Raw genomic sequence first — 24,548 nt, 5'->3', positions numbered from 1 at the left:
CGTCAGGGTTGCTGGCGTCGCCCAGCAGGCGGTCGAGGGTCGACAGGTTGGCCGCCAGCGCACGCAAGGAACGCAGCAGGCCGCGCCAGGCCGGGTTGCTCTGGATGCGCAGGTGTTCCATGGACGCGTTCAGGTCGCCCAAGGCTTCGGCGAAGCTGGCGTCATAGATGAACGGCTGGCGCAGTTGGATCGACTCGGCCAGGGCCTCGCAAGCCTTGCCTTGCTGGCGCAGCAGGCGCTGGCAGCGGAATAGCACATCGCTATGAAAGAAGGCCTCGGCCAGGGCGTTGTAGGGGTAGTGGGACGAACTGGCGCGTTCGTGGATGTCCTGGGCCAGGAAGTACAGCTTGAGGTAACGACTGACCTTCGAGCCCGGCCGCCCATTGCCGACGCGGTGCAGGATGATTTCCTTCGCCGCATTCAGTGCGGCCACCACCCGGCCGTTTTGCTGGGCCAGCTCCAGGCGTCGCGCCTCCACGTTCAACTGGCGGATCGGTTCGAACAGCGACGACTTGAGCTTGAGGTAATGCCCCAATTCGCGAAACAACCGCGCCAGGCTCTGCTGCACCGGCTGGTTGGAAAACAGCACCTGCCACAGCACCGACAGCGCCCCGTACCAGGCGGCCCCGGCCACCAGCAGCAGCGGTTCATGCCAGAAATCTGTGACGGCGCCGCCGCGTTGGTCCACGCCGATCATGGTGTAGACCGACAGGATCAAGGTGGCCGAAGCAATCGCGCCATACCGTTCGCCAAGGGCTCCGAGCATGGTCAGGCCAAAACTCGCCAGGGCCAGGGCGACGGCAAAGGCCCAGGGATAGGGGAACAGCAACTCCACCGACAGCGCGGCAATGCTGAAACACACCAGCGTCACCGCCAGGGCATTGAGGCGGCCTTGCCAACTGTCGTCGGTCTCGGCCAGGGCGCTGGCGATAATTCCCAGGAACAGCGGGATCAGCAGCGTCATTTCATCTTGGTACCAGCACAGCGCCATGCTGCCGGTGAGGGCGATGAAGACCCGAACGCTGTAACTGAATTTATCCAGCGCCCACAGGCGCCGCATGGATTGGTTGAACGAGGTCGATGACATGAAGGCTGGAGTCTTCCGGGACGATGCCGCTAAATTGGGCCAGTAATGACGCCACGGCAAGCGTGGCGATCACATCTGACAGCAAAATTTATTCCGGCCACAGCATTCTCAATGTGCAATGCAGTCAATGTGGGAGGGGGCTTGCCCCCGATGGCGGCGTGTCAGTCACCTGATGAGTTGACTGGTCCACTGCTATCGGGAGCAAGCCCCCTCCCACATTTGTACTGCGTTGTGTCAGGCGTACTGCGCGGCGGCGTAGCCGGAAGCCCAGGCCCACTGGAAGTTGAAACCACCGAGGTGGCCGGTCACATCCAGTACTTCACCGATAAAGTACAGGCCCGGGCTTTTCAGCGACTCCATGGTCTTGGACGACACTTCTCGCGTATCCACGCCGCCCAGCGTCACTTCGGCGGTGCGGTAGCCCTCGGTGCCTGCCGGGACCAGTTGCCAGCTCGCCAGTTTTTGCGCGATGTCGGCCAGTTCGGCGTGGGTGTACTGCTTCATCGGCTTGGACACGAACCAGGTGTCCGCCAGCAGGTTGGCCATCTTCTTGGTGAAGATCTCACCCAGCAGGGTTTTCAGCTCGCTGTTGGGGCGCTCGGCCTGTTGCTGTTGCAGCCAGGCGTGGGCGTCGTGGTCGGGCAGCAGGTTGATCTCGACCGTGTCACCGGATTCCCAGTACGAGGAAATCTGCAAAATCGCCGGCCCGCTCAGGCCGCGATGGGTAAACAGGAGGTTCTCGCGAAAGCTCTGGCCGTTGCAGTTGACCAGGCAGTCCACCGAGGTGCCGGACAACTCGCCGCACAAATCCTTGAGCTGGTCGGTGATGGTGAACGGCACCAGCCCGGCGCGGGTCGGCAGCAGTTCGTGGCCGAACTGCCTGGCCACCTGATAACCAAAACCGGTTGCGCCCAGCGTCGGAATCGACAAACCGCCGGTGGCGATCACCAGGGACTCACAGCGCAGCTCACCCAACGTGGTCTGCAACTGGTAGCCACTCTCGAGTTTGGCAATCTCCTGAATTGAAGTATCCAGATGCATGCTTACGCCGGTCTGGATGCACTCGTCGAGCAACATGCCGAGGATGTCGCTGGATTTGTTATCGCAGAACAACTGGCCGAGTTTCTTCTCGTGGTACGGCACGCCGTGCTTGGCCACCAGCCCGATGAAATCCCATTGGGTGTAGCGGGCCAGGGCGGATTTGCAGAAGTGTGCGTTGTGCGAGAGGAAGTTGGCCGGCTCGGTGTACATATTGGTGAAATTGCAGCGGCCACCGCCGGACATCAGGATCTTCTTGCCGGCCTTGTTCGCGTGGTCGATCAGCATCACCTTGCGTCCACGCCCGGCGGCGGTCAGTGCGCACATCAAGCCTGCGGCGCCGGCGCCAATGATCACAACTTCGGTCGAGCGCACAGCAATGTCCTCACAAAATATTGATCTGAAATGCAATCAAAACTGTGGGAGGGGGCTTGCCCCCGATGGCGGTGGTCCAGTCAATTAATCAGGTGACTGATACACCGCCATCGGGGGCAAGCCCCCTCCCACATTGGATCTCCATGGGATGGGAGATCGCTTACAGGATCCGCACGCGCAACGAACGGCCCTTGATCTTGCCGTCATTCAAACGCTGCAGCGCCTGCTTGGCGACGCCGCGTTCCACAGCGACGAAGGCCTGGAAATCAAAGATCGCGATCTTGCCGACCTGGGCGCCGGGGATGCCGGCGTCACCGGTCAGTGCGCCGAGGATGTCGCCCGGGCGTACCTTGTCTTTACGGCCGGCGGCGATGCACAGGGTGCTCATCTGCGGCAGCAGCGGACCACCGCTCTGCGGCTTGAGGTTGTCCAACTGGTCCCAGTTCAGCGGCGATTTCTGTAACTGCTCGATGGCTTGGGCACGGTGCGCTTCAGACGGCGCCACCAGGCTGATGGCGATCCCGGTCTCACCGGCACGGCCGGTGCGGCCGACGCGGTGGATGTGGATTTCCGAGTCGCGGGCCAGTTCGACGTTGATCACCATGTCCAGCGAGTCGATGTCCAGGCCACGGGCGGCAACGTCGGTGGCGACCAGTACCGAGGTGCTGCGGTTGGCGAACATCGCCAGCACCTGGTCACGGTCACGCTGTTCCAGGTCGCCATGCAGGCCGACGGCGGAGATGCCCTTGGAGGTCAGGTGATCGACGGTTTCCTGCACTTGCTGCTTGGTGAAGCAGAACGCCACGCACGAGGCCGGGCGGAAGTGCGCGAGCACCTTGGTCACCGCGTCCATGCGCTCTTCCGGCGAGATCTCGTAGAAGCGCTGCTCGATCTGGTCATCGGAGTGGAAGGCTTCGGCCTTCACTTGCTGCGGCGCGCGCATGAATTTGGAGGCCAACTGCTTGATGCTCACCGGGTAGGTGGCCGAGAACAGCAGGGTCTGGCGGCGGGCCGGGGTCTTGCTGATGATGTCTTCAATGGCGTCGTAGAAGCCCATGTCGAGCATGCGGTCGGCTTCGTCGAGGATCAGCGTGTTCAAGCCGTCGAGCACCAGCGAACCCTTGCGCAGGTGTTGCTGGATGCGGCCCGGGGTGCCGACGATGACGTGGGCGCCATGTTCCAGCGAGGCGATCTGCGGGCCGAGGGACACGCCGCCACACAGGGTCAGCACCTTGATGTTGTCTTCGGCACGGGCCAGGCGGCGGATTTCCTTGGCCACCTGGTCGGCCAGCTCGCGAGTCGGGCACATCACCAGGGCCTGGCAGCCGAAGTAGCGCGGGTTGATCGGGTTCAGCAGGCCGATGCCGAACGCAGCCGTCTTGCCGCTGCCGGTCTTGGCCTGGGCAATCAGGTCCAGCCCCTTGAGGATCACCGGCAAGCTCTGCGCCTGGATCTGCGTCATCTCGGCATAACCCAGCGAGTCGAGGTTAGCCAGCATGGCGGCGGAGAGCGGCAACGTATTAAAAGCGGTGGCGATGGTGGTCACGGGACTGGCTCTGCAAAACAAAATGTCGCGCAGTGTACCAGCCCCGTGGGATTTTCCCTGCAAGTTCTCGACGAGACGCCTGCTAGTGTTCGATGTCGTGCTCGCGGCTGCCGATGCGTTTGCCGTCTTTTGGCGACAGTTGCAGGAAAATCGCCGCCGCCAGCATCGCCATGATGCCCACGGTGAGGAAGGTCAACTGGAAGGCGCCAAGTACCGTGCTCACGCCGTCGTTGCCCGACTCGGCGGTAAACCCGCCGAGCAGCGCACCGGCGCAGGCCACGCCGAGGCTCAGGGACAGTTGCGCCACCACCGACAGCAAGCTGTTGCCGCTGCTGGCCTGGGCGTCGTCGAGGTCGATCAGGGTGACGGTGTTCATCGCGGTGAACTGCAAGGAGTTGATCGCCCCCAGTACCGCCAGCATGCCCAGCAGCAGCGGGTAGGGGGTCTGCTCGCTGACCAGGCCCATGCTCGCCAGCATCAGGCCCAAGGCCAGGGTGTTGCCGGTCAATACCACGCGGTAGCCCAGGCGTTCGATCAACGGCCTTGCGACAGACTTGGCCAGCATCGCCGCCGCCGCCAGCGGCAGCATGCTCATCCCGGCCTGGGAGGGTGAATAGCCCAAAGCCACCTGCAGCAGCAACGGCACCAGAAACGGCAAGGCGCCGCTGCCCAGGCGCGCGAACAGGTTGCCCAGGATGCCCACCGCAAAGGTGCGGGTCTTGAACAGCGCCGGCGAAAACAGCGGGTTATCGATATGCCCGGCGCGCAGCCAGTAGGCCGCCAGGCACGCCAGCCCGCCAAACAGCAGCAACATCACCCGCAGGTGCGGCAGGTGCAATTCGCCCAGGCCTTCCATGGCGATGGTGATCAGCACCATCGCCGCGCCGAACAGCAGGAAGCCGACGCCATCGAAACGCGTGCGCTCGCTGCCGCGCAGGTCGGGGATGAACTTCCACACGGCGTAGCAGCCGATCATGCCCACCGGCAGGTTGATCAGGAAAATCCAGTGCCACGTCAGGTATTGCACCATCCAGCCGCCGAGGGTCGGGCCGAGCAGCGGGCCGAGTAGGCCGGGGATGGTGATGAAACCCATGATCCGCACCAGCTCGGAGCGCGGATAAGCGCGCAGCACCACGAGCCGGCCGACGGGCAGCATCAGCGCACCGCCCAGGCCCTGGACCACTCGCGCGCCGACCAGCATGGTCAAGCTGCTGGACAGCGCGCACAGCAGCGAGCCAATGCTGAACAGCATGATCGCGCCAAAGAAGATTTTCTTGGTGCCGAAGCGGTCGGCGATCCAGCCCGACGCAGGGATCAGCAAGGCGACGGTGAGCATGTAGGCGATCACCACCCCTTGCATGCGCAGCGGGTTCTCTGCGAGGTCCCGGGCCATGGCCGGCAGTGCCGTGTTGAGAATCGTCCCATCCAGCGATTGCATGAAGAAGGCAATTGCGACCACCCAGGGTAGCCAGCGGGCGGTCTTGGCATCGAGAGGGGCGCGATTCGGCATGGGATCCCTTTTTGTTAGGAGGCTATGTGTCGGCGATTATGCGCCATTCGTCGCTCCTTTTCCCACTGAAGGTTCGTCTAAATCCGACAGCGTCGCGTGCTCGCCAACCAGGAAATCCAGCAGCCCCCGGTGGACCGCCAGCGCCGCCTCGCGGGACTCCAGGTCGAGCAAATGCCCGGTATGTTCGGCGACGGCAAAGCTGCTGCGGCCGACGTATTGCTGGAACAGTCGGGCCTCGGTGGCCGGGGTGTATTCGTCCAGCGTGCCGTTGAGGAAGTGCACCGGTGTTTCGATCCGGGTGAGCTGCGGCAGGTAGTTGCCATCGCCCATCGCCAGCACCTGGTGGATATGAAAGCGCGCCTGGCGGTATTCGGTGGTGGCCATGTTCGACAGGTGCCGATGGTTGTTGCGCTTGAGCCGCGGCGACAAGTATTTGCCCACCGTTTCGTTGAGCAAATGGCCGACGGCGGACTTGTCATCGGCCTCGATCAGCACGCGCACCCGCTCGACGTAGTCGAGCATCGCCGGGTTGAGGTTCGGCGCCAGCGCCATCACTACCGAGCTTTCGATGGAGGGCGGGTTGTGCGCCAGGGTCAGCAGCGTGGAGATGCCGCCCCATGAGGCCGACACCAAGTGGTTGACCTGGAAGCGCTCCACCAGCGCGCGCAGGATTTGTACCTCGTCGTCCTTGGTCACCAGGTCGAGGTCGGTGTTGTGCTCGCGCGAATAGCCGGAGAACGGCAGGTCGAACAGCAGCACATTGAAATGTTCGGCGAGGCACTTGCTGGTGCGCGCAAACGAGCGGGTGGTGGACAGCGCTCCATTGACCAACAGCACGGTTTTCCTTTGCGGATGTTTCTGTGGATCGAAACCCAACTGTTCTACGTGGACGTTGTAGTGCTTGAACAGCTTTTCTATGACAAAACTTCCATGGTTCATGTCAACGCTCCAGCTTGCCCTATCCCGGGCAAGGTCATACATCACGTGCGGGCACGTGGGTGGATGGCAGGGTGCCACCAACCGTTATAACGAGGTTTTTTGCAGGCGACAACCGGCCTTGGGCGGGCGGTGAGAGGGGTCTGATTTAGCTGTAGGACATGTCGAAACAAGACGTCTGAAATCAACACAAAACAATGTGGGAGGGGGCTAGCTCCCGATAGCGGTGTGTCAGTCAGTCCATCGAATACTGACACACCGCTATCGGGAGCAAGCCCCCTCCCACAAGGAGATTGCTGTTGGTTAGAGGGTCAGGGTCAGGCGCTTGACCAACGCCCCCGGCAACAGATTGGACGCGGTATTGCGCTGGCTGTAGGTGCTGGCCGACAGCAGCAGTTCGCGCTCCGCCGTCAGCGCTTCGAGCTGTGAGCCGAGCAGGCTGTAGACGCTGTCATCGAAGCGCATGGTGCTGACCGGCGCCTTGATCTCGCCGTCTTCCACCCAGAACGTGGCGAACCGGGTCATACCGGTCAGGCGCGCCGCCGGCAGGTCGGAGTAGTTCAGGTACCACAGGTTGCTGATGTACAGCCCGGTGCCCAGTTGCTTGAGGATATCGGCCTGGGCCAGGTTGCCCGCCGCCATCTGCAAGGCGCTGGGGGATTCGTCGCTGCTGGCGCCGTTGGCGCCGAGGCCGTATTCGGCGGCGCTGCGCGAATTGACCAGTTGGCCGTCGGCCTGGCCGGCGTCGATCAGTGTGACGTCACTGCGCGGGTAGCCTTCGCTGGAGAACGCCTCGCTCAGGGAACCGCTGATGTGCTCATCCACCGTCACCAACGGGCTCAACGCCTGCTCGCCGGCATACAGGCGTTGCAGCGAGCTGCCTTTGCTGGCGATGGCCTGCGCGGAAAAACCGCCCCACGTGATGATGCTGATGATTTCTTCCAGCGCCGCCGGGGCCAGGTAAGCGCGGTATTGTCCTGGCGCCAGTGTGTGCAACGGGCGGCCGAGAAATTCCAGCTGATCGCGGGCTTGCTGGAAGCGCGCGGCGAACTCGGCGCTGTTCCAGGTGTGCCCGGCGTAACTGGCTTTCACCGCTTCGCCATTGGCGTGGAACAGGCTGAAGTCGAAGTTGAAGCTATTGGCCTGATGCCAGCCGAACGCTCCGTCGGAACTGGCGAAGCCACGGCTGATCGGGCCGGCGGCGTAGAAGCCGACCAGGTCGACCCCGTGTGCCGCCTGGCTGATGTCTTCCAGCACCTGGCCCAGCTCGGGCAGCGGCCGGGCCTGTTCGTTGTGGCTTTGCCAGGCGTTGTGGTTCAGCAACAGGTAAGGGTCATGCGGCAGCAACGGCAATGTTTCGCGCAGTTGTTGCAGGCCATCGGCGAGGCGCTGGCGGTCCAGCGTCGGTTCGCCGCCGAGGGTGATGCTGAGGTCGGCATGGCGACCGTCGTTGATCAGTTTGAGGTTGAGGCTGGCCTGTTGCACCTGGCCGGCCTGGCGCACCTTGGCGTGGTTGAAGCGCACGAATTCGGACGACTCTGCGGCATAGCCCAGGTGAAATTGTTCTTTGTCGGTGAGGGCCTGCTTGAGCCACTCCACCAATGCCTTGAAGTGGTTCATCAGGCGTCTCCCCCAAATACGTCAACATCGCTGAATACACAGGCGGGCGTGGCATGGCCGACGCGGATGACCTGGTTGGGCTCGCCTTTGCCGCAGTTCGGCGTGCCCAGGACCTTGAAGGTGCTGGCGTCGCCCACGGCGCTGAGGTTGCGCCAGAACTGCGCGGAAATGGCGCGGTAGTTGGGGTTTTTCACCACGCCCTTGAGTTCGCCGTTTTCGATCAGTTGGCCCCATTCGCAGCCGAACTGGAATTTGTTGCGTGCATCGTCGATGGACCACGAACGGTTGGTCGACATCAGGATGCCGCTTTCGATGCCGCCAATCAGTTGCGCCAGGCTCTTGTCGCCGGCTTCGATATTCAGGTTGGCCATGCGGTCGATCGGCGGGCGGTTCCAACTGCTGGCACGGCTGTTGGCCACGCCGCCCATGCCGGAACGGAACTGCGACAGCGCGCCGCCCAGTGGCTTGAGCAGCAACCCTTCACGGATCAGGAATTGCTTGCTGGCGGCGGTGCCGTCGTCGTCATGGCTGTAGCTGGCCAGTTGCTCGGGAATGTCCGGGTCGAAGGTCACGTTGAGCAAGGGCGAGCCGTATTGCAGGTGGCCGAAGTCGCTGGCCTTGACGAAACTGGTGCCGGCGTAATTGCGCTCGTCGCCGAGAATGCGGTCGAGCTCCAGCGGGTGGCCGATCGACTCGTGGATCTGCAGGATCATCTGGTCGGGCATCAACAACAGGTCGCGCGGGCCCTGGGGCGTGTTCGGTGCCAGCAGCAACTGCAGGGCTTCATCGGCGATGCGCGGCGCGGCGCCGACCAGGCCGAAGCGGTCGATCACATCGAAGCCACCTTGCTGGCCGAAGTTGGTGCCACCGAAGGTGCGCGACTGGCTGTCGTTGCCGTCATAGGCGGTGACGTTGACGCCGGGGAATACAAAACGCTGGGCCTGGCGCAGCTCGGCACCGGCGCTGTTGAGGTAGATCTGCTCGACGTGGGTCAAGCCGAGGCTGACTTCCCAGTTCACCAGGCGCTCGTCCTGGGGCACGGCAGCGGATTCATCGCCGAGCAACTGGTAGCAGTCGCTCAGGGACGGAAAGGCCTGGGCAAGGTTGGGTGACAGGTAGTCGGCGACATCGCTGGAAACGTGTTGATCGCGCAGGTCGAGCAGGGCATGGGGCTTGATCAGGCGCGCCTGCTGTTCGGCACGCTCAAGCGCGGCTTGCAGGCCGGGCAGGGAAATATCGTGGGTCGCGGCGTAGGCTTCGACCCCGTTGACGCGCACGGTGAGCATGGCGCCTTCGTCGTGGTTCAGGTGCGGCGGTGCGGCGACGTTCTTGCGCACCGACAGGTAGTGGCCGGATTCGCGCACGTAACGCAGGGAGAAGAAGTTGGCGGTGGTGCGCAGGGCACTGAAATGCTTTTTGAGTGTGGCGTGGTGGTCGAACATGGGGCCTTCCTTGTGGGCGGCTCAGCGCGGGCAGGGGAACAGAGTAGGCCTGGGCTGGGGGGCGATCAAGGAGAGTGTAGGCGTAAGGTTTGCGGTGTTGGGTCGGGCCTCATCGGGAGCAAGCCCCCTCCCACATTCTGACCGTGTGAACCCGATCAAATGTGGGAGGGGGCTTGCCCCCGATGGCCGCGACGCGGTCTTTCAGTTACTGCGCAGTCGGCCCCACTTCACGCATCGGCTTGCCCCGCACCGGCGCATCGCCTGCCACGTAGTAGTCGGCGGTGCTGCGCGGCAGCGGCTGGCGGCCACGGATCTTGTCGGCGATTTTCTCGGCGAGCATGATCGTCGGCGCGTTCAGGTTGCCGGTGGTGATGATCGGCATGATCGACGCATCGACCACGCGCAGGCCTTGCATGCCGTGCACACGGCCTTCGCCATCCACCACGGCCATCTCGTCGGTGCCCATCTTGCACGAGCAGGACGGGTGGAACGCGGTTTCGGCGTGCTCGCGGATGAACGTGTCCAACTGCTCATCGGTTTGCACGTCGATACCCGGGCTGATTTCGCGGCCACGGAAGGCGTCGAGTGCGGGCTGCTGCATGATTTCACGGGTCAGGCGGATGCCATCGCGAAATTCCTGCCAGTCCTGCTCTGTGGCCATGTAGTTGAAGAGGATGCTCGGGTAGTCCCGTGGGTTCTTCGACTTCAACTGCACGCGGCCACGGCTCGGCGAACGCATGGAGCCCATGTGCGCCTGGAAGCCGTGCTCTTTCACGCCGTTGCTGCCGTTGTAGTTAATCGCCACCGGCAGGAAGTGGTACTGGATGTTCGGCCAATCGAAGTCTTCACGGGTACGGATAAAACCGCCCGCTTCGAACTGGTTGCTGGCGCCGATGCCGGTGCCGTTGAACAGCCACTCGGCACCGATCGCCGGTTGGTTGTACCAGAGCAGCGACGGGTACAGCGACACCGGTTGGGTGCAGGCGTATTGCAGGTACAGCTCAAGGTGGTCCTGCAGGTTTTCGCCGACGCCGGGCAGGTCGTGGACCACCGGGATGTCGAGGCTTTCGAGCAGCTTGGCCGGGCCGACGCCGGAGCGTTGCAGCAGTTGCGGCGAGGCGATGGCGCCGCTGCACACCAGCACTTCTTTACGGGCGCGGGCTTCCACGCGTTCTTCGGCGGCACCGATCAGGTAACGCACGCCAACGGCACGCTTGCCGTCGAACAACACTTTGTCGGTCAGGGCGTGGGTGACGATGGTCAGGGTGGAGCGCTTTTTAGCCGTGTCCAGGTAACCGCGTGCGGTGCTGGCGCGACGGCCGTTTGGCGTGACGGTCCGGTCCATCGGGCCGAAGCCTTCCTGCTGGTAGCCGTTCAAGTCTTCGGTACGCGGGTAACCGGCCTGCACGCCGGCTTCGACCATGGCGTGGAACAGCGGGTTGTTGCCGGCTTTGGGCGTGGTCACGCTGACCGGACCGTCGCCACCGTGGTAGTCGTTGGGGCCGATGTCGCGGGTTTCGGCCTTACGGAAATACGGCAGGCAGTCCAGGTACGCCCAGTCTTCAAGACCGGGCAGTTTCGACCAGTTGTCGTAGTCCATGGCGTTGCCACGGATGTAGCACATGCCGTTGATCAGGGAAGAGCCTCCCAGGCCCTTGCCGCGCCCACATTCCATGCGGCGGCCGTCCATGTGTGGCTCTGGATCGGTTTCGTAGGCCCAGTTGTAGCGGCGGCCTTGCAGCGGGAACGCCAGGGCGGCGGGCATCTGGGTACGGAAGTCGAGACGGTAGTCAGGACCGCCTGCTTCCAGCAGCAGGACGGTGACGCCTTCGTCTTCGGTCAGACGGGTCGCCAGGGTGTTACCGGCGGAGCCGGCACCCACAATGATGTAGTCGTATTCTTGGGACATTGAATGCACCCTCTTTGAAGTGTGGTCAGGTCGGGCCTCATCGGGGGCAAGCCCCCTCCCACCTTTGACTGTGTAAACCCGATCAAATGTGGGAGGGGGCTTGCCCCCGATAGAGGCCTCAAAGGCAATACAAATCTCGGCTTTAGAACACCGAGGCGTAATCGCCCAGCTCAACCTGTACCGATTTGATGCGGGTGAAGTTGTTCAGCGAGCTGATCCCGTTCTCACGGCCCACGCCCGACTGCTTGTAGCCGCCGACCGGCATCTTCGCGTCGGACTCGCCCCAGGCGTTGATCCAGCAGATACCCGCTTCCAACTGATGAATGACGCGGTGGGCGCGGTTCAGGTCCTTGGTCACCAGGCCGGCGGCGAGGCCGAAGTCGGTGTCGTTGGCGCGGCGGATCACTTCTTCTTCAGTCTCATAGGTGAGGATGCTCATCACCGGGCCGAAGATTTCTTCACGGACGATGGTCATCTCGTCGGTGCAGTCGGTGAACACGGTGGGGGCAACAAAGGCGCCTTTGGCGAAGTCGCCCTCGGTCAGGCGTTCGCCGCCGCACAGCACGCGAGCACCTTCTGCCTTACCTTTGGCGATGTAGCCCAGCACGCTTTCCATGTGGGCGAAGCTGACCAGTGGGCCGAAGTTGGTGTTGTCATCTTGCGGGTCGCCAATGCGGATGCGCGCAACACGCTCGGCGATCTTGGCTTCGAACGCAGCTTGCAGGTGCTTGGGTACGAACACGCGAGTGCCGTTGGTGCAGACCTGACCGGAGCTGTAGAAGTTGGCCATCATCGCGATGTCGGCGGCACGATCCAGGTCGGCGTCCTCGAACACGATCAGCGGCGATTTGCCGCCCAGTTCCATGGTCACTTCTTTGAGCGAGGAGCTGGAAGCGCTGGCCATGACTTTCTTGCCAGTGTCGGTGCCGCCGGTGAACGAGACTTTCTCGATGCGCGGGTGCTCGGTCAGCCAGGTGCCGACTTCACGGCCGCTGCCGGTCAATACGTTGAACACACCGGCTGGAACGCCGGCTTCGGTGTAGATCTCGGCCAGTTTCAGGGTGGTCAGCGAAGTGACTTCGCTGGGCTTGAAGATCATCGCGTTACCGGCAGCCAGGGCCGGTGCGGATTTCCACAGGGCGATCTGGATCGGGTAGTTCCACGCGCCGATACCGGCGACCACGCCCAGCGGCTCGCGGCGGGTGTAGACGAACGAGGTGTCGCGCAGTGGGATCTGCTCGCCTTCGATGGCCGGCACCAGGCCTGCGTAATATTCCAGCACGTCGGCGCCGGTGACGATGTCGACGTACTTGGTTTCGGAGAAGGATTTACCGGTGTCCAGGGTTTCCAGGGCGGCCAGTTCATCGTTGCGCTCGCGCAGGATGTCGACGGCACGACGCAGGATGCGCGAACGCTCCATGGCGGTCATGGCGGCCCAGATTTTCTGGCCTTTTTCCGCGCTGACCACGGCACGTTCAACGTCATCTTTCGTGGCGCGTTGCACGTTGGCGAGAACTTCACCGTTAGCCGGGTTGATGGCTTCGAAGGTGGCATCACTGCCGGCATCGCTGTAGCCGCCGTCAATGTAGAGTTTTTGCAGGTCGAAACGGGCCATAAAGTCCTCGCAAGTGCATAAGTGGTTGGCGTTACCCGCCGCGAAGTGGGCCATAAGGGTGTGGCAACACTGAGCGGCAGACGTTCAGGGGTTGAGCGTTTATGTGTGCTCTAACTCACCTGCTTGGCCAATTGGAAATCCATGTATTCGTAAGCGATCCGTTGCGCCTGCTCCGTGTCGAACTCATCTCCCGACAGGGCGCCGCGCAACCACAAACCGTCGATCAAGGCCGCCAGGCCTCGGGCTGCGCTGCGTGCGTCGGGCAGCGGCAATACGCGGCGGAACTGGCAGCACAGGTTGGAATACAGACGTTGATCGTTGATCCGCTGCAACCTGTGCAAAGACGGGTGGTGCATGCTGGCGGCCCAGAAGGCCAGCCAGGTTTTCATTGCCGGTCCATTGACCTGGCTGGCATCGAAGTTGCCCCCGATGATTACCTGAATGTGTGCACGCGGGCTGTCATCCTTCAGCGCCTGCCTGCGTTCATGGACGTTCTCGATCAGCACATTCATCAAGTACCGCATCGTCGCGGCGATCAGGCCGTTCTTGTCCTTGAAGTAGTGACTGATGATGCCGTTCGAAACACCGGCCAAACGGGCGATCAGCGCAATGCTGGCATCTCCCATTCCGACTTGATCGATGGCCGTCAGCGTGGCTTCGATCAGTTGTTGGCGGCGTATGGGTTGCATACCGACCTTGGGCATGGAGTACCTCTCCTCAGGCCTGCCGGCGGGCGATAACGTCCGTCGACTTGATGGCCAGTCTATTTTGTTTTGATTGAACGTTCAATCAACAAAGAATAAGCTCTGCGACAAATTGCCGCTGCCTGCCGGTATTTCCTACGGCTAGGCGGCGACATCTGACACCTGCAAAAACCCTTGAAACAGGCCATTTCAGAGCCTGAACACCGCCTCGGCGGCCTCAAGAATTTTCGGGGTGTCTTTATAACACCCGTCCGTCGACTGCCGAAAAATCGATGAGCACGGGATCACCGTTGCCTTGTGTTTCTCTCTCGCACTGCCTGGAGCATCTGCGCCATGAGTTCTGCCTCTCTAATAAAGACCCCACCGGAAAAGGTGCGGGTCAACGGTTGGGTGTTCTACACCTCCACCGCGCTGATTCTGTTGCTTACCGCCATTTTGATCATTGCCCCGCAAGAGGCCGGCCGGATGCTCGGCGTGGCGCAGGCGTGGTTGTCGAAAAGTTTCGGCTGGTACTACATGGTGGTGATCGCCGCCTACCTGGTATTCGTGGTCGGTCTGGCGTTTTCGTCCTACGGCAAGTTGAAACTGGGCAGCAAGGACGACACCCCGGACTTCAGCTACGGCGCCTGGGCCGGCATGTTGTTCTCGTCCGGTATCGGCATTTCGCTGCTGTACTTCGGCGCATCGGAGCCGTTGGACCATTACTTCAACCCGCCCGAAGGCGCGGCCGCCAGCAACGGCGCGGCGCGCCAGGCGCTGCAATTGACCTTCCTGCACTGGGGCCTGCACGGCTGGGCGATCTATGCCCTGGTCGGCCTGGCCGTGGCGTACTTCGCCTATCGGCACAACCAGCCGCTGGCCCTGCGTTCGGCGTTGTACCCGCTGGTGGGCGAGCGTTGGGTCAAAGGCGCGGCCGGCCACGCGGTCGACGGGTTCGGCATGTTCGTGACCCTGCTGGGCCTGGTGACCAACCTCGGTATCGGCTCGATGCAGGTGTCGTCCGGCCTGGAAAACCTGTTCGGCATGCAACACAGCAACACCAACCTGCTGATCGTGATCATCGTGATGAGCACTGTGGCGACCATTGCCGCCGTGTCGGGGGTGGAAAACGGCATTCGTCGCCTGTCCAACCTCAACATCGTGTTGTTCAGCGGCTTGCTGATCTTCGTGCTGTTGTTTGGCCCGACCTTGCACCTGCTCAACGGCCTGGTGCAGAACACCGGTGACTACCTCAACGGCATCGTCCTGAAAACCTTCGACCTCTATGTGTACGCAGGCGACGCCGACAAGACCGAACGCTGGATGGGCCTGTGGACCCTGTTCTATTGGGCCTGGTGGATTTCCTGGGCGCCATTCGTGGGCATGTTCATCGCGCGGATTTCCCGTGGTCGCACGGTGCGTGAACTGGTGGCCGGCGTGCTGCTGATCCCGCTGGGCTTCACCCTGGCGTGGTTGTCGATCTTCGGTAACTCGGCCCTGGACCTGGTGTTGAACCATGGGGCGGTGGAGTTGGGCAAGACGGCGCTGGAACAACCGTCGATGGCCATCTACCAATTGCTGGAGCATTACCCAGCGTCGAAAATCGTCATCGGCGTGTCGATCTTTGTCGGCTTTGTGCTGTTCCTGACCCCGGCGGATTCCGGCGCGGTGATGATGGCCAACCTTTCCTGCAAAGGCGGCAACGTGGACGAAGATGCGCCGCACTGGCTGCGGATCTTCTGGTCGGCGGTGATCACCCTGGTGACCATCGGCCTGCTGTTCGCGGGTAACTTCGAAGCCATGCAAACCATGGTGGTGCTGGCGGGGCTGCCGTTCTCGGTGGTGCTGATTGTGTTTATGTTCGGTTTGCACAAAGCGATGCGCCAGGACGCGGCGACGGAGCTGGAGCAGGCGCAATTGGCCGAGCGGGGCCGTCGTGGTTTCAGCGAGCGCTTGACCGCCCTGGACCTGCAACCGAGCCAGTCCACCGTGCAGCGCTTTATGGACAAGCACGTCACGCCTGCGCTGGAACACGCGGCGACGGCGTTGCGCGAGCAGGGGCTGGAGGTGCAGACCCTGTTGGGCAAATCCAAGCGTTGCATCGGCGTGCGCATCGAGATGGAAGAGGGCAACCCGTTTGTCTACGAAGTGAGCCTGGACGGCTACGCGGTGACGTCGGACGAGCAGCCCGAGGCGGAGCGCACCCGTTACTACCGTGCCGAGGTGTACCTGCACAACGGGCCTCAGGAATACGACCTGATGGGCTTCGCCCAGGAACAGATCACCCGGGACGTGCTCGATCAGTTTGAAAGCCATCGGCAGCTCCTTGGCCGTGTCTATAGCTGATGGTTGAAGCCTGGTGGTGTCCCCACTGACACCACTGGGGCAAAAAATGTGGGAGGGGGCTTGCCCCCGATGGCGGTGTATCAGTAACAGATGAACCGACTGACACACTGCAATCGGGGGCAAGCCCCCTCCCACATTTTGACCCTGTTTCTTCAATGGCTTTTGCGGTGTCTGTTAACCGAGGTTTTTGCCTAATAACGCGTGGTACAACTCGCTGTCGCCAAGAATCCCCACCACCTTGTTGTTGTCATGCAACACCAGCTTGTTGCCCGTCTGGTAGCGAATCTGCAACGCATCGCGCATGCCGATATTCGAATCCACCAGTGTCGGCACGCGGCCCAGGCCTTCCACGGGTTGCCCCGGTGCCCAGTTCTGCAGGTTCATCACCACGCCATTCTGGCGCGCGCCCTGGATGGTGTTGCCTTCGGCCAGGTCCAGCCACGAGTCGCCGCTCGGATCGAGGCACACCGAGCCGTTGACGCGTTTGCAGTTGTCCAGCGTGCGCATCAGGCTGCGCCCGCACAGCACGTTCAGCGGGTTGGTATGCGCGACGAAGGTGCGCACATAGTCATCCGCCGGGTTCAGCACGATCTCTTCCGGCACGCTGTACTGGATGATCTTGCCGTCTTTCATGATCGCGATGCGGCTGCCGAGCTTGAGGGCTTCGTCGAGGTCGTGGCTGACGAACACGATGGTCTTGCTCAGCTTGCGTTGCAGTTCCAGCAGCTCATCCTGCAGGCCTTGGCGGATCAGCGGGTCGAGGGCGGAGAAGGGTTCGTCCATCAGCAGGATGTCGGCGTCCATCGCCAACGCGCGGGCCAGGCCGACGCGCTGCTGCATGCCGCCGGAGAGTTCGTCCGGCTTCTTGTTGCGCCATTGGCTCAGGCCCACCAGTTCGAGCTTTTCGTCCACCAGCTTGCGCCGGTCTTTCTCCGGGAGGCCCTGCATCTCGAGGCCGAAGCTGATGTTCTCGCGCACCGTCAGCCAGGGCATCAGGGCGAACTTCTGGAACACCATGGCGATGCGTTTGGTGCGCATCATTTTCAGCTCGGCCGGGGTGCAGGAGGCGATGTCGATCTGGCGCCCTTCATGCTCGACGAACAACTGGCCACGGCTGACGGTGTTGAGGCCGTTGATGCAGCGCAGCAGGCTCGACTTGCCGGAGCCAGACAGGCCCATCAGCACACAGATCTCGCCTTTTTCCACATCCAGGCTGGCTTTTTCAACACCGACGATCTGGCCGGTCTTTTTCAGGATCTCGTTACGGCTCATGCCTTGGTCCAGCAGCTTGAGCGCTTCGCGTGGGTCTTTGGAGAAGATCACGTCGACATTGTCGAATCGGATAATGCTCATGCATCACCCCCTACTTTCTTGGCGTCGGGTTGTTTGCAGATGCGGTCGAGCATGATGGCCAGCAGCACGATCGCCAGGCCGGCTTCAAAGCCCAGGGCGATGTCGGCGGTGTTCAGTGCGTTGACCACCGGCTTGCCGAGGCCGTCGGCACCCACCAGGGCGGCGATCACCACCATCGACAGCGACAGCATGATGCATTGGGTAATGCCGGCAGCGATGCTCGGCATGGCGTAGGGCAGTTCAATGCGCGAGAGCAACTGACGGCGCGAGCAGCCGAAGGCCTTGCCGGCGTCCATCAACTCTTGCGGGACATCGCGGATACCCAGGTAGGTCAGGCGGATCGGCGCGGCAATCGCGAACACCACCGTGGAAATCAACCCGGGCACCACACCCAGCCCGAAGAGGGTCAGGGTAGGGATGAGGTAGACGAAGGTCGGTACGGTCTGCATCAGATCGAGCACCGGCCGCATCAGGGTGTAGAACAGCGGTTTGTGCGCGGCAACAATGCCCAGCGGCACACCGATGACCACGCAGACCAGGGTGGCGAACAGCACCTGCGCCAGGGTCTCCATGGTTTCCTGCCAGTACCCCAGGTTGAGGATCAGCAGGAAGGAGGCGATGACAAACACCGTCAGGCCCCATTTACGTTGAATAAAGTGAGCGAGTAGCGCAATCAGACCGATCAATGCCAGCGGATTGAACCAGGTCAGCGCGAACGTCACGCCGTGGATCATCGTTTCCAGTGTCGATGCGATTGCGTCGAAGTAGTTGGCGCCATGTTGGGTCAACCATTCGACGAAGGCAGCGATGTACTGGCCTAGTGGGATTTTCTGTTCAGTCAGCATGGTAGTGAATGTCCACATGCGAAGGGGGAAAACATCCCGGGGCAGCGCACCGCCCCGGGGTCAGCGGTGTTACTTGGCGAGGTAGGCTTTCACGGCGTCGAGTCCAGGTTTGCCATCAACGGTGGTGACACCGGCGAGCCAGGTGTCGAGCACTTGCGGGTTCTTCTTCAGCCAGGCTTTCGCTGCGGCGTCGGGTTTCATCTTGTCGTCCAGGACGTTACCCATCAGGGTGCTTTCCATGTTCAGCGTGAACGACAGGTTTTTCAGCAACTGGCCGACGTTGCTGCATTCCTGGGTGTAGCCCTTGCGCACGTTGGTGTAGATGGTGGCCTGGCCGTAGTTGGGGCCGAACGAATCGTCACCGCCGGTCAGGTACTTCATCTTGAAGCGGGTGTTCATCGGGTGCGGTTCCCAGCCGAGGAACACGATGGCCTTGCCGCGCTTGGTGGCGCGTTCGACCTGCGAGAGCATCCCGGCTTCGCTGGACTCGACCACTTTGAAACCGGCCGACTTCAAGCCAAACGCATCTTTGTCGATCAGCGTTTGAATGGTGCGGTTGCCGTCGTTGCCGGGTTCGATGCCGTAGATTTTGCCTTCCAGCTCATCCTTGAATTTGGCGATATCGGCGAAGTCTTTCAGGCCTTTGTCATACAGCGCCTCGGGAACGGCCAGGGTGTACTTGGCGTTCTCCAGGTTGGCGCGCACGGTTTCCACGGTGCCGGCATCACGGTACTGCTTGATGTCGTTTTCCATGGTCGGCATCCAGTTGCCGAGGAAGATGTCCATGTTCTTACCGTCGGCCAGCGACTTGTAGGTCACGGGTACCGAAATCATCGTGGTGCGCGGCTTGTAGCCGAGGCCCTTGAGGATTTCGCTGGTGGTCGCGGTAGTCACGGTGATGTCGGTCCAGCCGACATCGGAGAAGTTGACGGTCTGACATTGTGCCGGTTCTGCAGCGTGCGCCAGGACTGGCAGACTCAGCATGGCGGCCAACAACAACGAGGGTGAACCTTTCATGGGGCTAGACTCCTGTGTGTTTTCTGGCGGCATTCGCCGCGCTTTATAAGTGTTGCGGTTGGAGCGTGCCTTGAAGCGGCGGCACGGTGCCTTGCAAACGAGTCGAGACTGATCATGTACCAGTGAAAATCTGACGCCTACAGGGGGCGTCGTATCCAGTACAGGCAGGGTCGCATCCAGTGTCGGTGACGTCGTTTACAGGTTTTTCCCACGGCTAAACGGCTGTTTTTGCCCATCTGCACCGCTAAAAACGCCCAAAACAGGCCATTGCTCGTGAGCGACGCTGGTGAGCATGGTTGCGTCGGTGTGAGACGCCGTGATGACGGATAAAAGCCTGATGATGCCGCCATCTGGGCGATCTGAGCGTAGCACCTCGTTCAAGCCTGGCCTGTGCTTATCGAGGAGTTTCACGGCAATGGCTATCAGCGTTTTCGACCTGTTCAAGATCGGCATCGGGCCTTCGAGTTCTCACACCGTCGGCCCCATGCGCGCCGCAGCGTTGTTCGTTCAACGGTTGCGTGAACGTGAACTGTTGGAACAGGTGCGGCGCGTCGAAGTTCAGCTCTACGGCTCACTATCGGCCACCGGCATCGGCCACGGCAGCGATACCGCCACGATAATGGGCCTGATGGGCGAGTGGCCGGACGCAATCGATCCGGCGCAGATCGGCCCGCGTATCCATACCCTGCGCGAGACCGACACGCTGCTGTTGGACGGGCGTTTGCCGGTGCCTTTCGTCTGGGCACGGGACATGCGCCTGCTCGACGAAAACCTGCCGTTCCATCCCAATGCCATGACCCTGGTGGTGTTCGGCGATGACGGCGAGTTGCATCGCAACACCTACTACTCGGTCGGCGGCGGCTTTGTGGTGGATGAAGCCCAGGCCCAAAGCGGCGTGGCGGACCTGGATCGCACCGAGTTGCCCTATGAGTTCTCCAGCGCGGTGGAACTGTTGCAGTTGTGCAGCAGCCACAACCTGCGTGTCGCCGAACTGATGCTGGCCAACGAAAAAGTCTGGCGCAGCGAAGATGAAATCCGCAGCGGCCTGATGACGCTCTGGCGCGCCATGCAGGCGTGCGTCGAGCAGGGCCTCAAGCACGAAGGCATCCTGCCCGGCGGCCTGAATGTGCGCCGTCGCGCCGCCAAGTTGCACCGCAGTTTGCAGGAGCTGGGCAAGCCCAACGTGATCGGCTCGACCTTGAGCGCGATGGAGTGGGTCAACCTGTTCGCCCTGGCGGTCAACGAAGAAAACGCCGCCGGTGGGCGCATGGTCACCGCGCCGACCAATGGCGCGGCGGGGATTATCCCGGCGGTGCTGCACTACTTCATGAAGTTCAGCGACGAAGTCACCGAAGCCAACGTGGTCGACTATCTGCTCAGCGCGGCGGCGGTCGGGATTCTGTGCAAGAAGAACGCGTCGATCTCCGGGGCCGAAGTTGGTTGCCAGGGCGAGGTCGGCTCTGCCTGCGCCATGGCGGCGGCGGGGTTGGCAGAGATTCTCGGCGCCACCCCGGAACAACTGTGCAACGCCGCCGAAATCGGCCTGGAACACAACCTCGGCCTGACCTGCGACCCGGTGGGCGGGCTGGTGCAAGTGCCGTGTATCGAGCGCAATGCGATTGCCGCGGTGAAGGCGATCAACGCGGCGCAGATGGCCCTGCGCGGCGATGGCCAGCACTTCATCTCCCTGGACCGGGTGATCCGCACCATGCGCGATACCGGGGCGGACATGCATGACAAGTACAAGGAAACCTCGCGGGGTGGGTTGGCGGTCAGTGCGGTTGAGTGCTGAGACCGCGTCGCCTGCATCGGGAGCAAGCCCCCTCCCACACTCGACTGCATTCCAAAGGTGGAACTCGGTCGAGTGTGGGAGGGGGCTTGCCCCCGATAGCGCCAGTCCAAACAACCCTGCTCATAAAGTGAACACCAGAACCAAAAGCGCCACCTTTTAGCGCGTCGCAAACAGATAAGTACCCTCCAAACACTTTCGCCTTCGACCACCCGTCACCCGTGCTTGTGGTGACAGACGCTCCCTTCGCTCTCAAAGCGCCTACCCACAAGTGCTACCGATCTGCTCACGGCCCTTGAGCGGAGCCGCTTCTGCGTTCGATTCGGGGCATATCCCGCACTTCGCACAGGGGCTTGTCTAGACACATCAAGAGGTCGTTTTCAGGAGTTATTGAATGGCCATTCAATTTTAGGCATGGCATTTGCTCTATCCATTCAAAGCCTCTCTCCGCGCTGGAGCAGAGCGCAATAACAAGAGCCTCGCCTGAGGCCATCACCCGCTTTGTGTGAGGAGATACCGCGATGACGTCGTTCAACTCCGGGGCCCAACCCCAGAACCGTGCGCCTCAATCCATCGGCTTTTTGCTGCTGGACAATTTCACGCTGATTTCCCTGGCTTCGGCAGTGGAACCGCTGCGCATGGCCAACCAGTTGTCCGGCCGCGAGTTGTATCGCTGGACCACCCTGAGTGTCGACGGCAACCAGGTCTGGGCCAGCGACGGCCTGCAAATCACGCCCGATGCCTCCATGCACAAAGCCCCGGCCCTGGACACCGTCATCGTGTGCGGCGGCGTGGGTATCCAGCGCACCGTCACCCGTGAACATGTGTCGTGGCTGCAAAGCCAGGCACGCCAGTCGCGTCGCCTGGGCGCGGTGTGTACCGGCAGTTGGGCCCTGGCCTGCGCCGGGCTGCTCGATGGCTTCGATTGCAGCGTGCACTGGGAATGCCTGGCGTCGATGCAGGAAGCCTTCCCGCGTGTGTCGATGAGCACCCGCCTGTTCACCCTCGACCGCAATCGCTTCACCAGCTCCGGCGGCACCGCGCCGCTGGACATGATGCTGCACCTGATCAGCCGCGACCACGGCCGTGAACTGTCGGCGGCGATCTCCGAGATGTTCGTATACGAGCGCATTCGCAATGAACAGGATCACCAGCGTGTGCCGCTCAAGCACATGCTCGGCACCAACCAGCCGAAGTTGCAGGAAATCGTCGCGCTGATGGAAGCCAACCTCGAAGAGCCGATCGACCTCGATGAGCTGGCGGTGTACGTCGCCGTGTCGCGGCGCCAGTTGGAGCGGCTGTTCCAGAAATACCTGCACTGCTCGCCGTCGCGCTACTACCTCAAGCTGCGCCTGATTCGCGCACGGCAGTTGCTCAAGCAAACGCCGATGTCGATCATCGAAGTGGCGTCGGTGTGCGGGTTCGTGTCCACGCCGCACTTCTCCAAGTGCTACCGCGAATACTTCGGCATTCCGCCACGGGATGAGCGCGTCGGCTCCAACACCACCCAGCAAGTGGCGATGATGCCGATTCCGCCGGCGCTGGTGTTGTCACCGTTGTCGGGGCCGATGTCGGCGTTGAGCCAGGCGCGCAATGAGTCGACGTTTGCCAGTGTAAGGCTCTAAACCGCGTCGCCTGCATCGGGGGCAAGCCCCCTCCCACATTTGAATTGTGAATACCTTCGAGGGTGGGAGGGGGCTTGCCCCCGATAGCGGTCTATCAGGCGCCGGATTTCTGTTTGAACTGCATCAGCGCCGGCAACAACTGCTTATCGATCGCCTGCCGCACCGCCGGCAAAATCGTCGCGCTGCCGCTGTACATCTGTTCAACCATCTTCTTGAGCGCCTTGGCCCGTGCCTCGCTCAAACCGCGTACCGCACATTCGCAGGCCTGCTCGGCGCTGGCGCCGCTGGACACCTCGAAACCCAGCGAGCGCAGTTGGTTCAGCAGGTCATCCTGGTCAATCAAATCCGCGTGCATCATGACGTTTATCCTGGTGAAGGGAGCGGGGGGATTGATTTGGATTCTGGTAGCCGCCCAAGCGGTCGGCAAGGGCAGAATGCACGAATGACTCAGATGGCTATGAACAGGTCGTTTTCGGGCTATTTGGCGCGGGCAGGCCAATGACGCGGCCGAGGAGTGGGGGCCTGGGAAGGTCGACTTGCGTGGCGCGGATGGCCGCGAGTCGTTCCAGCGTCGCCTCGGTAAACGGCGCCGAGCGCGGCCCGGCGAGGTCGACGTGCAGCAGCATCTGTTCGTTGCCCGCCAGTTCCTTGCCATCGCTCACCCAGTGCAGGCTGTGATAGAGGTGCAGACGCTTGGCATCGTGCGCGATCAGTTGGGTGCGCACCTCGACCTCGGTGCCGAGTTTCACTTCGTGCAGGTAGTTCAGGTGCAGCTCCAGGGTGAACAGCGAATGGCCGCTGGCGGCGCGGTTTTCGCTGTCCAGGCCCAGGGTGTCCATCAGCGCGTCGGTGGCGTAGCTGAAGATCAACAGGTAGAACGCGTCGCGCAGGTGGCCGTTGTAGTCCACCCAGTCGGGGTGGACCTGTGTGGTGTAGGTGGTCAGTGCAGGCATGCTGGGGTTTCCCTTATTCGGCGAAGGTCATGCCGTGCTTGGCTTTGGTGGTCTTCACCGCTTCCAGTACCGCCAGCAGGCAATCATCACGATAGCGCTCCAGCGCCGAAATGCTGTGTTGGCCCAACTGAGCGCTGGTGCCATCGACCACATCGTCGATCAACTTGTCGGTCAGCTCCGGTGCCGGCAGGTAGGTCCACGGCAACTGCAACGCCGGGCCGAACTGCGCCATGAAGTGGCGCATCCCGGCATCGCCGCCGGCCAGGGTGTAGGTCAGGAACGTACCCATGAACGACCAGCGCAAGCCGGCGCCAAAACGGATCGCGTCATCGATCTCGCCGGTGGTGGCGACGCCATCGTTGACCAGGTGCAGCGCCTCACGCCACAAGGCTTCGAGCAGGCGGTCGGCGATAAAGCCGGGGACTTCCTTGCGCACATGCAGCGGGCGCATGCCCAGGGATTGATACACCTTGATCGCCGCCTGGATTGCCTCGGGCGCGGTGTTTTTGCCGCCCACCACTTCCACCAGCGGCAGCAGGTACACCGGGTTGAACGGGTGGCCGACCACGCAGCGCTCCGGGTGCGTCGAGCCCTCGTAGAACTCGCTGGGCAACAGGCCCGAGGTGCTCGAACCGATCAGGGCATTGGGCTTGGCCGCCGCGCTGATTTTGCCGTGCAACTCCAGTTTCAGCTCCAGGCGTTCCGGGGCGCTTTCCTGGATGAAGTCGGCGTCTTTCACGCACGCTTCGATGGTGCTGACAAAACGCAGGCGCTGCTGGGATGCGCCGGGGGCCAGGCCTTGTTTCTCCAGGGCGCCCCAGGCATTGGCGACGCGTTTGCGCAGCGCGGCTTCGGCGCC

19 protein-coding genes are annotated in these 24,548 nt (G+C 62.1%); 3 read left to right on the top strand and 16 right to left on the bottom strand.

All coding sequences use genetic code 11. From position 1 onward, the window contains the following. The 10 genes from L9Z73_RS06830 to betI form a co-directional block, all read right to left on the bottom strand. Positions 1-1,087 (bottom strand): YccS/YhfK family membrane protein (locus L9Z73_RS06830; RefSeq protein WP_247397785.1); only part of this gene is annotated, 1,087 nt, incomplete at its 3' end. Between the two features lie 234 nt (positions 1,088-1,321). Then, positions 1,322-2,500 (bottom strand): NAD(P)/FAD-dependent oxidoreductase, encoded by a 1,179-nt coding sequence (locus L9Z73_RS06825; protein WP_247397783.1) that lies wholly within the window; start codon positions 2,498-2,500, stop codon positions 1,322-1,324. Positions 2,501-2,660: 160 nt separating this feature from the next. Continuing rightward, the gene (dbpA, locus tag L9Z73_RS06820) at positions 2,661-3,998 is read right to left on the bottom strand and encodes an ATP-dependent RNA helicase DbpA (RefSeq protein WP_247397788.1); all 1,338 of its coding nucleotides are present in this window, start codon (positions 3,996-3,998) and stop codon (positions 2,661-2,663) included. Positions 3,999-4,128: 130 nt separating this feature from the next. Further along, positions 4,129-5,556 (bottom strand): multidrug transporter subunit MdtD, encoded by a 1,428-nt coding sequence (mdtD, locus tag L9Z73_RS06815; RefSeq protein WP_247397780.1) that lies wholly within the window; start codon positions 5,554-5,556, stop codon positions 4,129-4,131. A 36-nt stretch (positions 5,557-5,592) separates the two neighbouring features. Then, positions 5,593-6,495, bottom strand: a complete 903-nt coding sequence (locus L9Z73_RS06810) for an alpha/beta fold hydrolase (protein WP_247397776.1) — start codon at positions 6,493-6,495, stop codon at positions 5,593-5,595. Positions 6,496-6,795: 300 nt separating this feature from the next. Further along, positions 6,796-8,112: a TldD/PmbA family protein gene (locus tag L9Z73_RS06805; RefSeq protein ID WP_247397773.1), complete on the bottom strand. Its 1,317-nt coding sequence runs from the start codon at positions 8,110-8,112 to the stop codon at positions 6,796-6,798. Further along, the gene (locus L9Z73_RS06800; protein ID WP_247397770.1) at positions 8,112-9,554 is read right to left on the bottom strand and encodes a TldD/PmbA family protein; all 1,443 of its coding nucleotides are present in this window, start codon (positions 9,552-9,554) and stop codon (positions 8,112-8,114) included. Before L9Z73_RS06800 ends, L9Z73_RS06805 begins: the two co-directional genes overlap by 1 nt. 205 nt (positions 9,555-9,759) lie before the next feature. Then, entirely contained in the window at positions 9,760-11,463 is a 1,704-nt protein-coding gene (gene betA, locus L9Z73_RS06795; RefSeq protein WP_247397767.1) for a choline dehydrogenase, read from the bottom strand. Between the two features lie 142 nt (positions 11,464-11,605). Beyond that, a complete protein-coding gene (gene betB, locus L9Z73_RS06790) occupies positions 11,606-13,078 on the bottom strand; it encodes a betaine-aldehyde dehydrogenase (protein ID WP_247397764.1) in 1,473 nt (490 codons plus the stop codon). Positions 13,079-13,188: 110 nt separating this feature from the next. Further along, positions 13,189-13,782 carry a transcriptional regulator BetI gene (betI, locus tag L9Z73_RS06785; protein WP_247397761.1) on the bottom strand — a complete coding sequence of 198 codons (594 nt, stop codon included), beginning with the start codon at positions 13,780-13,782 and terminating at the stop codon, positions 13,189-13,191. 390 nt (positions 13,783-14,172) lie between these two features. Between betI and L9Z73_RS06780 the strand changes: the two genes are divergently transcribed. Continuing rightward, positions 14,173-16,107, top strand: coding sequence for a BCCT family transporter (locus L9Z73_RS06780; protein ID WP_247397787.1), 1,935 nt, complete (start codon positions 14,173-14,175; stop codon positions 16,105-16,107). A gap of 174 nt (positions 16,108-16,281) precedes the next feature. Here L9Z73_RS06780 and choV read toward each other — a convergent pair whose 3' ends face one another. The 3 genes from choV to L9Z73_RS06765 form a co-directional block, all read right to left on the bottom strand. After that, complete coding sequence (gene choV, locus L9Z73_RS06775) at positions 16,282-17,460, bottom strand: choline ABC transporter ATP-binding protein (protein ID WP_247397758.1); 1,179 nt, start codon at positions 17,458-17,460, stop codon at positions 16,282-16,284. Further along, the gene (gene choW, locus L9Z73_RS06770) at positions 17,457-18,305 is read right to left on the bottom strand and encodes a choline ABC transporter permease subunit (RefSeq protein ID WP_247397755.1); all 849 of its coding nucleotides are present in this window, start codon (positions 18,303-18,305) and stop codon (positions 17,457-17,459) included. The genes choV and choW overlap by 4 nt, the downstream gene beginning before the upstream one ends. Positions 18,306-18,374: 69 nt before the next feature. After that, the gene (locus L9Z73_RS06765) at positions 18,375-19,322 is read right to left on the bottom strand and encodes a choline ABC transporter substrate-binding protein (protein WP_247397752.1); all 948 of its coding nucleotides are present in this window, start codon (positions 19,320-19,322) and stop codon (positions 18,375-18,377) included. A gap of 415 nt (positions 19,323-19,737) precedes the next feature. Between L9Z73_RS06765 and L9Z73_RS06760 the strand changes: the two genes are divergently transcribed. Continuing rightward, positions 19,738-21,114, top strand: coding sequence for an L-serine ammonia-lyase (locus L9Z73_RS06760; RefSeq protein WP_247397749.1), 1,377 nt, complete (start codon positions 19,738-19,740; stop codon positions 21,112-21,114). A gap of 518 nt (positions 21,115-21,632) precedes the next feature. After that, positions 21,633-22,736: a GlxA family transcriptional regulator gene (locus L9Z73_RS06755; protein ID WP_247397746.1), complete on the top strand. Its 1,104-nt coding sequence runs from the start codon at positions 21,633-21,635 to the stop codon at positions 22,734-22,736. A gap of 94 nt (positions 22,737-22,830) precedes the next feature. Here the strand turns inward: L9Z73_RS06755 and L9Z73_RS06750 are convergent, their stop codons facing one another. The 3 genes from L9Z73_RS06750 to L9Z73_RS06740 all read right to left on the bottom strand — a co-directional run. Then, the gene (locus L9Z73_RS06750; RefSeq protein ID WP_247397743.1) at positions 22,831-23,094 is read right to left on the bottom strand and encodes a hypothetical protein; all 264 of its coding nucleotides are present in this window, start codon (positions 23,092-23,094) and stop codon (positions 22,831-22,833) included. A gap of 97 nt (positions 23,095-23,191) precedes the next feature. After that, positions 23,192-23,689: a thioesterase family protein gene (locus tag L9Z73_RS06745; RefSeq protein WP_247397741.1), complete on the bottom strand. Its 498-nt coding sequence runs from the start codon at positions 23,687-23,689 to the stop codon at positions 23,192-23,194. Between the two features lie 13 nt (positions 23,690-23,702). Beyond that, positions 23,703-24,548 (bottom strand): L-carnitine dehydrogenase (locus L9Z73_RS06740; RefSeq protein ID WP_247397740.1); only part of this gene is annotated, 846 nt, incomplete at its 5' end.

The sequence above is a fragment of the Pseudomonas emilianonis genome, assembly GCF_023072625.1.
GTDB classification, from domain to species: domain Bacteria; phylum Pseudomonadota; class Gammaproteobacteria; order Pseudomonadales; family Pseudomonadaceae; genus Aquipseudomonas; species Aquipseudomonas paraveronii.
The sequence above is the reverse complement of the archived record's forward strand: the minus strand, read 5'-3'. Positions and strand labels throughout refer to the sequence as shown.

What these genes read in the sequence shown, in the direction of transcription:
- dbpA (WP_247397788.1), bottom strand. Translation starts at nt 3,998, where the DNA reads ATGCTGGCTAACCTCGACTCGCTGGGTTATGCCGAGATGACGCAGATC.
- mdtD (WP_247397780.1), bottom strand. Translation starts at nt 5,556, where the DNA reads ATGCCGAATCGCGCCCCTCTCGATGCCAAGACCGCCCGCTGGCTACCC.
- L9Z73_RS06810 (WP_247397776.1), bottom strand. Translation starts at nt 6,495, where the DNA reads ATGAACCATGGAAGTTTTGTCATAGAAAAGCTGTTCAAGCACTACAAC.
- L9Z73_RS06805 (WP_247397773.1), bottom strand. Translation starts at nt 8,112, where the DNA reads ATGAACCACTTCAAGGCATTGGTGGAGTGGCTCAAGCAGGCCCTCACC.
- L9Z73_RS06800 (WP_247397770.1), bottom strand. Translation starts at nt 9,554, where the DNA reads ATGTTCGACCACCACGCCACACTCAAAAAGCATTTCAGTGCCCTGCGC.
- betA (WP_247397767.1), bottom strand. Translation starts at nt 11,463, where the DNA reads ATGTCCCAAGAATACGACTACATCATTGTGGGTGCCGGCTCCGCCGGT.
- betB (WP_247397764.1), bottom strand. Translation starts at nt 13,078, where the DNA reads ATGGCCCGTTTCGACCTGCAAAAACTCTACATTGACGGCGGCTACAGC.
- betI (WP_247397761.1), bottom strand. Translation starts at nt 13,782, where the DNA reads ATGCCCAAGGTCGGTATGCAACCCATACGCCGCCAACAACTGATCGAA.
- choV (WP_247397758.1), bottom strand. Translation starts at nt 17,460, where the DNA reads ATGAGCATTATCCGATTCGACAATGTCGACGTGATCTTCTCCAAAGAC.
- choW (WP_247397755.1), bottom strand. Translation starts at nt 18,305, where the DNA reads ATGCTGACTGAACAGAAAATCCCACTAGGCCAGTACATCGCTGCCTTC.
- L9Z73_RS06765 (WP_247397752.1), bottom strand. Translation starts at nt 19,322, where the DNA reads ATGAAAGGTTCACCCTCGTTGTTGTTGGCCGCCATGCTGAGTCTGCCA.
- L9Z73_RS06760 (WP_247397749.1), top strand. Translation starts at nt 19,738, where the DNA reads ATGGCTATCAGCGTTTTCGACCTGTTCAAGATCGGCATCGGGCCTTCG.
- L9Z73_RS06755 (WP_247397746.1), top strand. Translation starts at nt 21,633, where the DNA reads ATGACGTCGTTCAACTCCGGGGCCCAACCCCAGAACCGTGCGCCTCAA.
- L9Z73_RS06750 (WP_247397743.1), bottom strand. Translation starts at nt 23,094, where the DNA reads ATGATGCACGCGGATTTGATTGACCAGGATGACCTGCTGAACCAACTG.
- L9Z73_RS06745 (WP_247397741.1), bottom strand. Translation starts at nt 23,689, where the DNA reads ATGCCTGCACTGACCACCTACACCACACAGGTCCACCCCGACTGGGTG.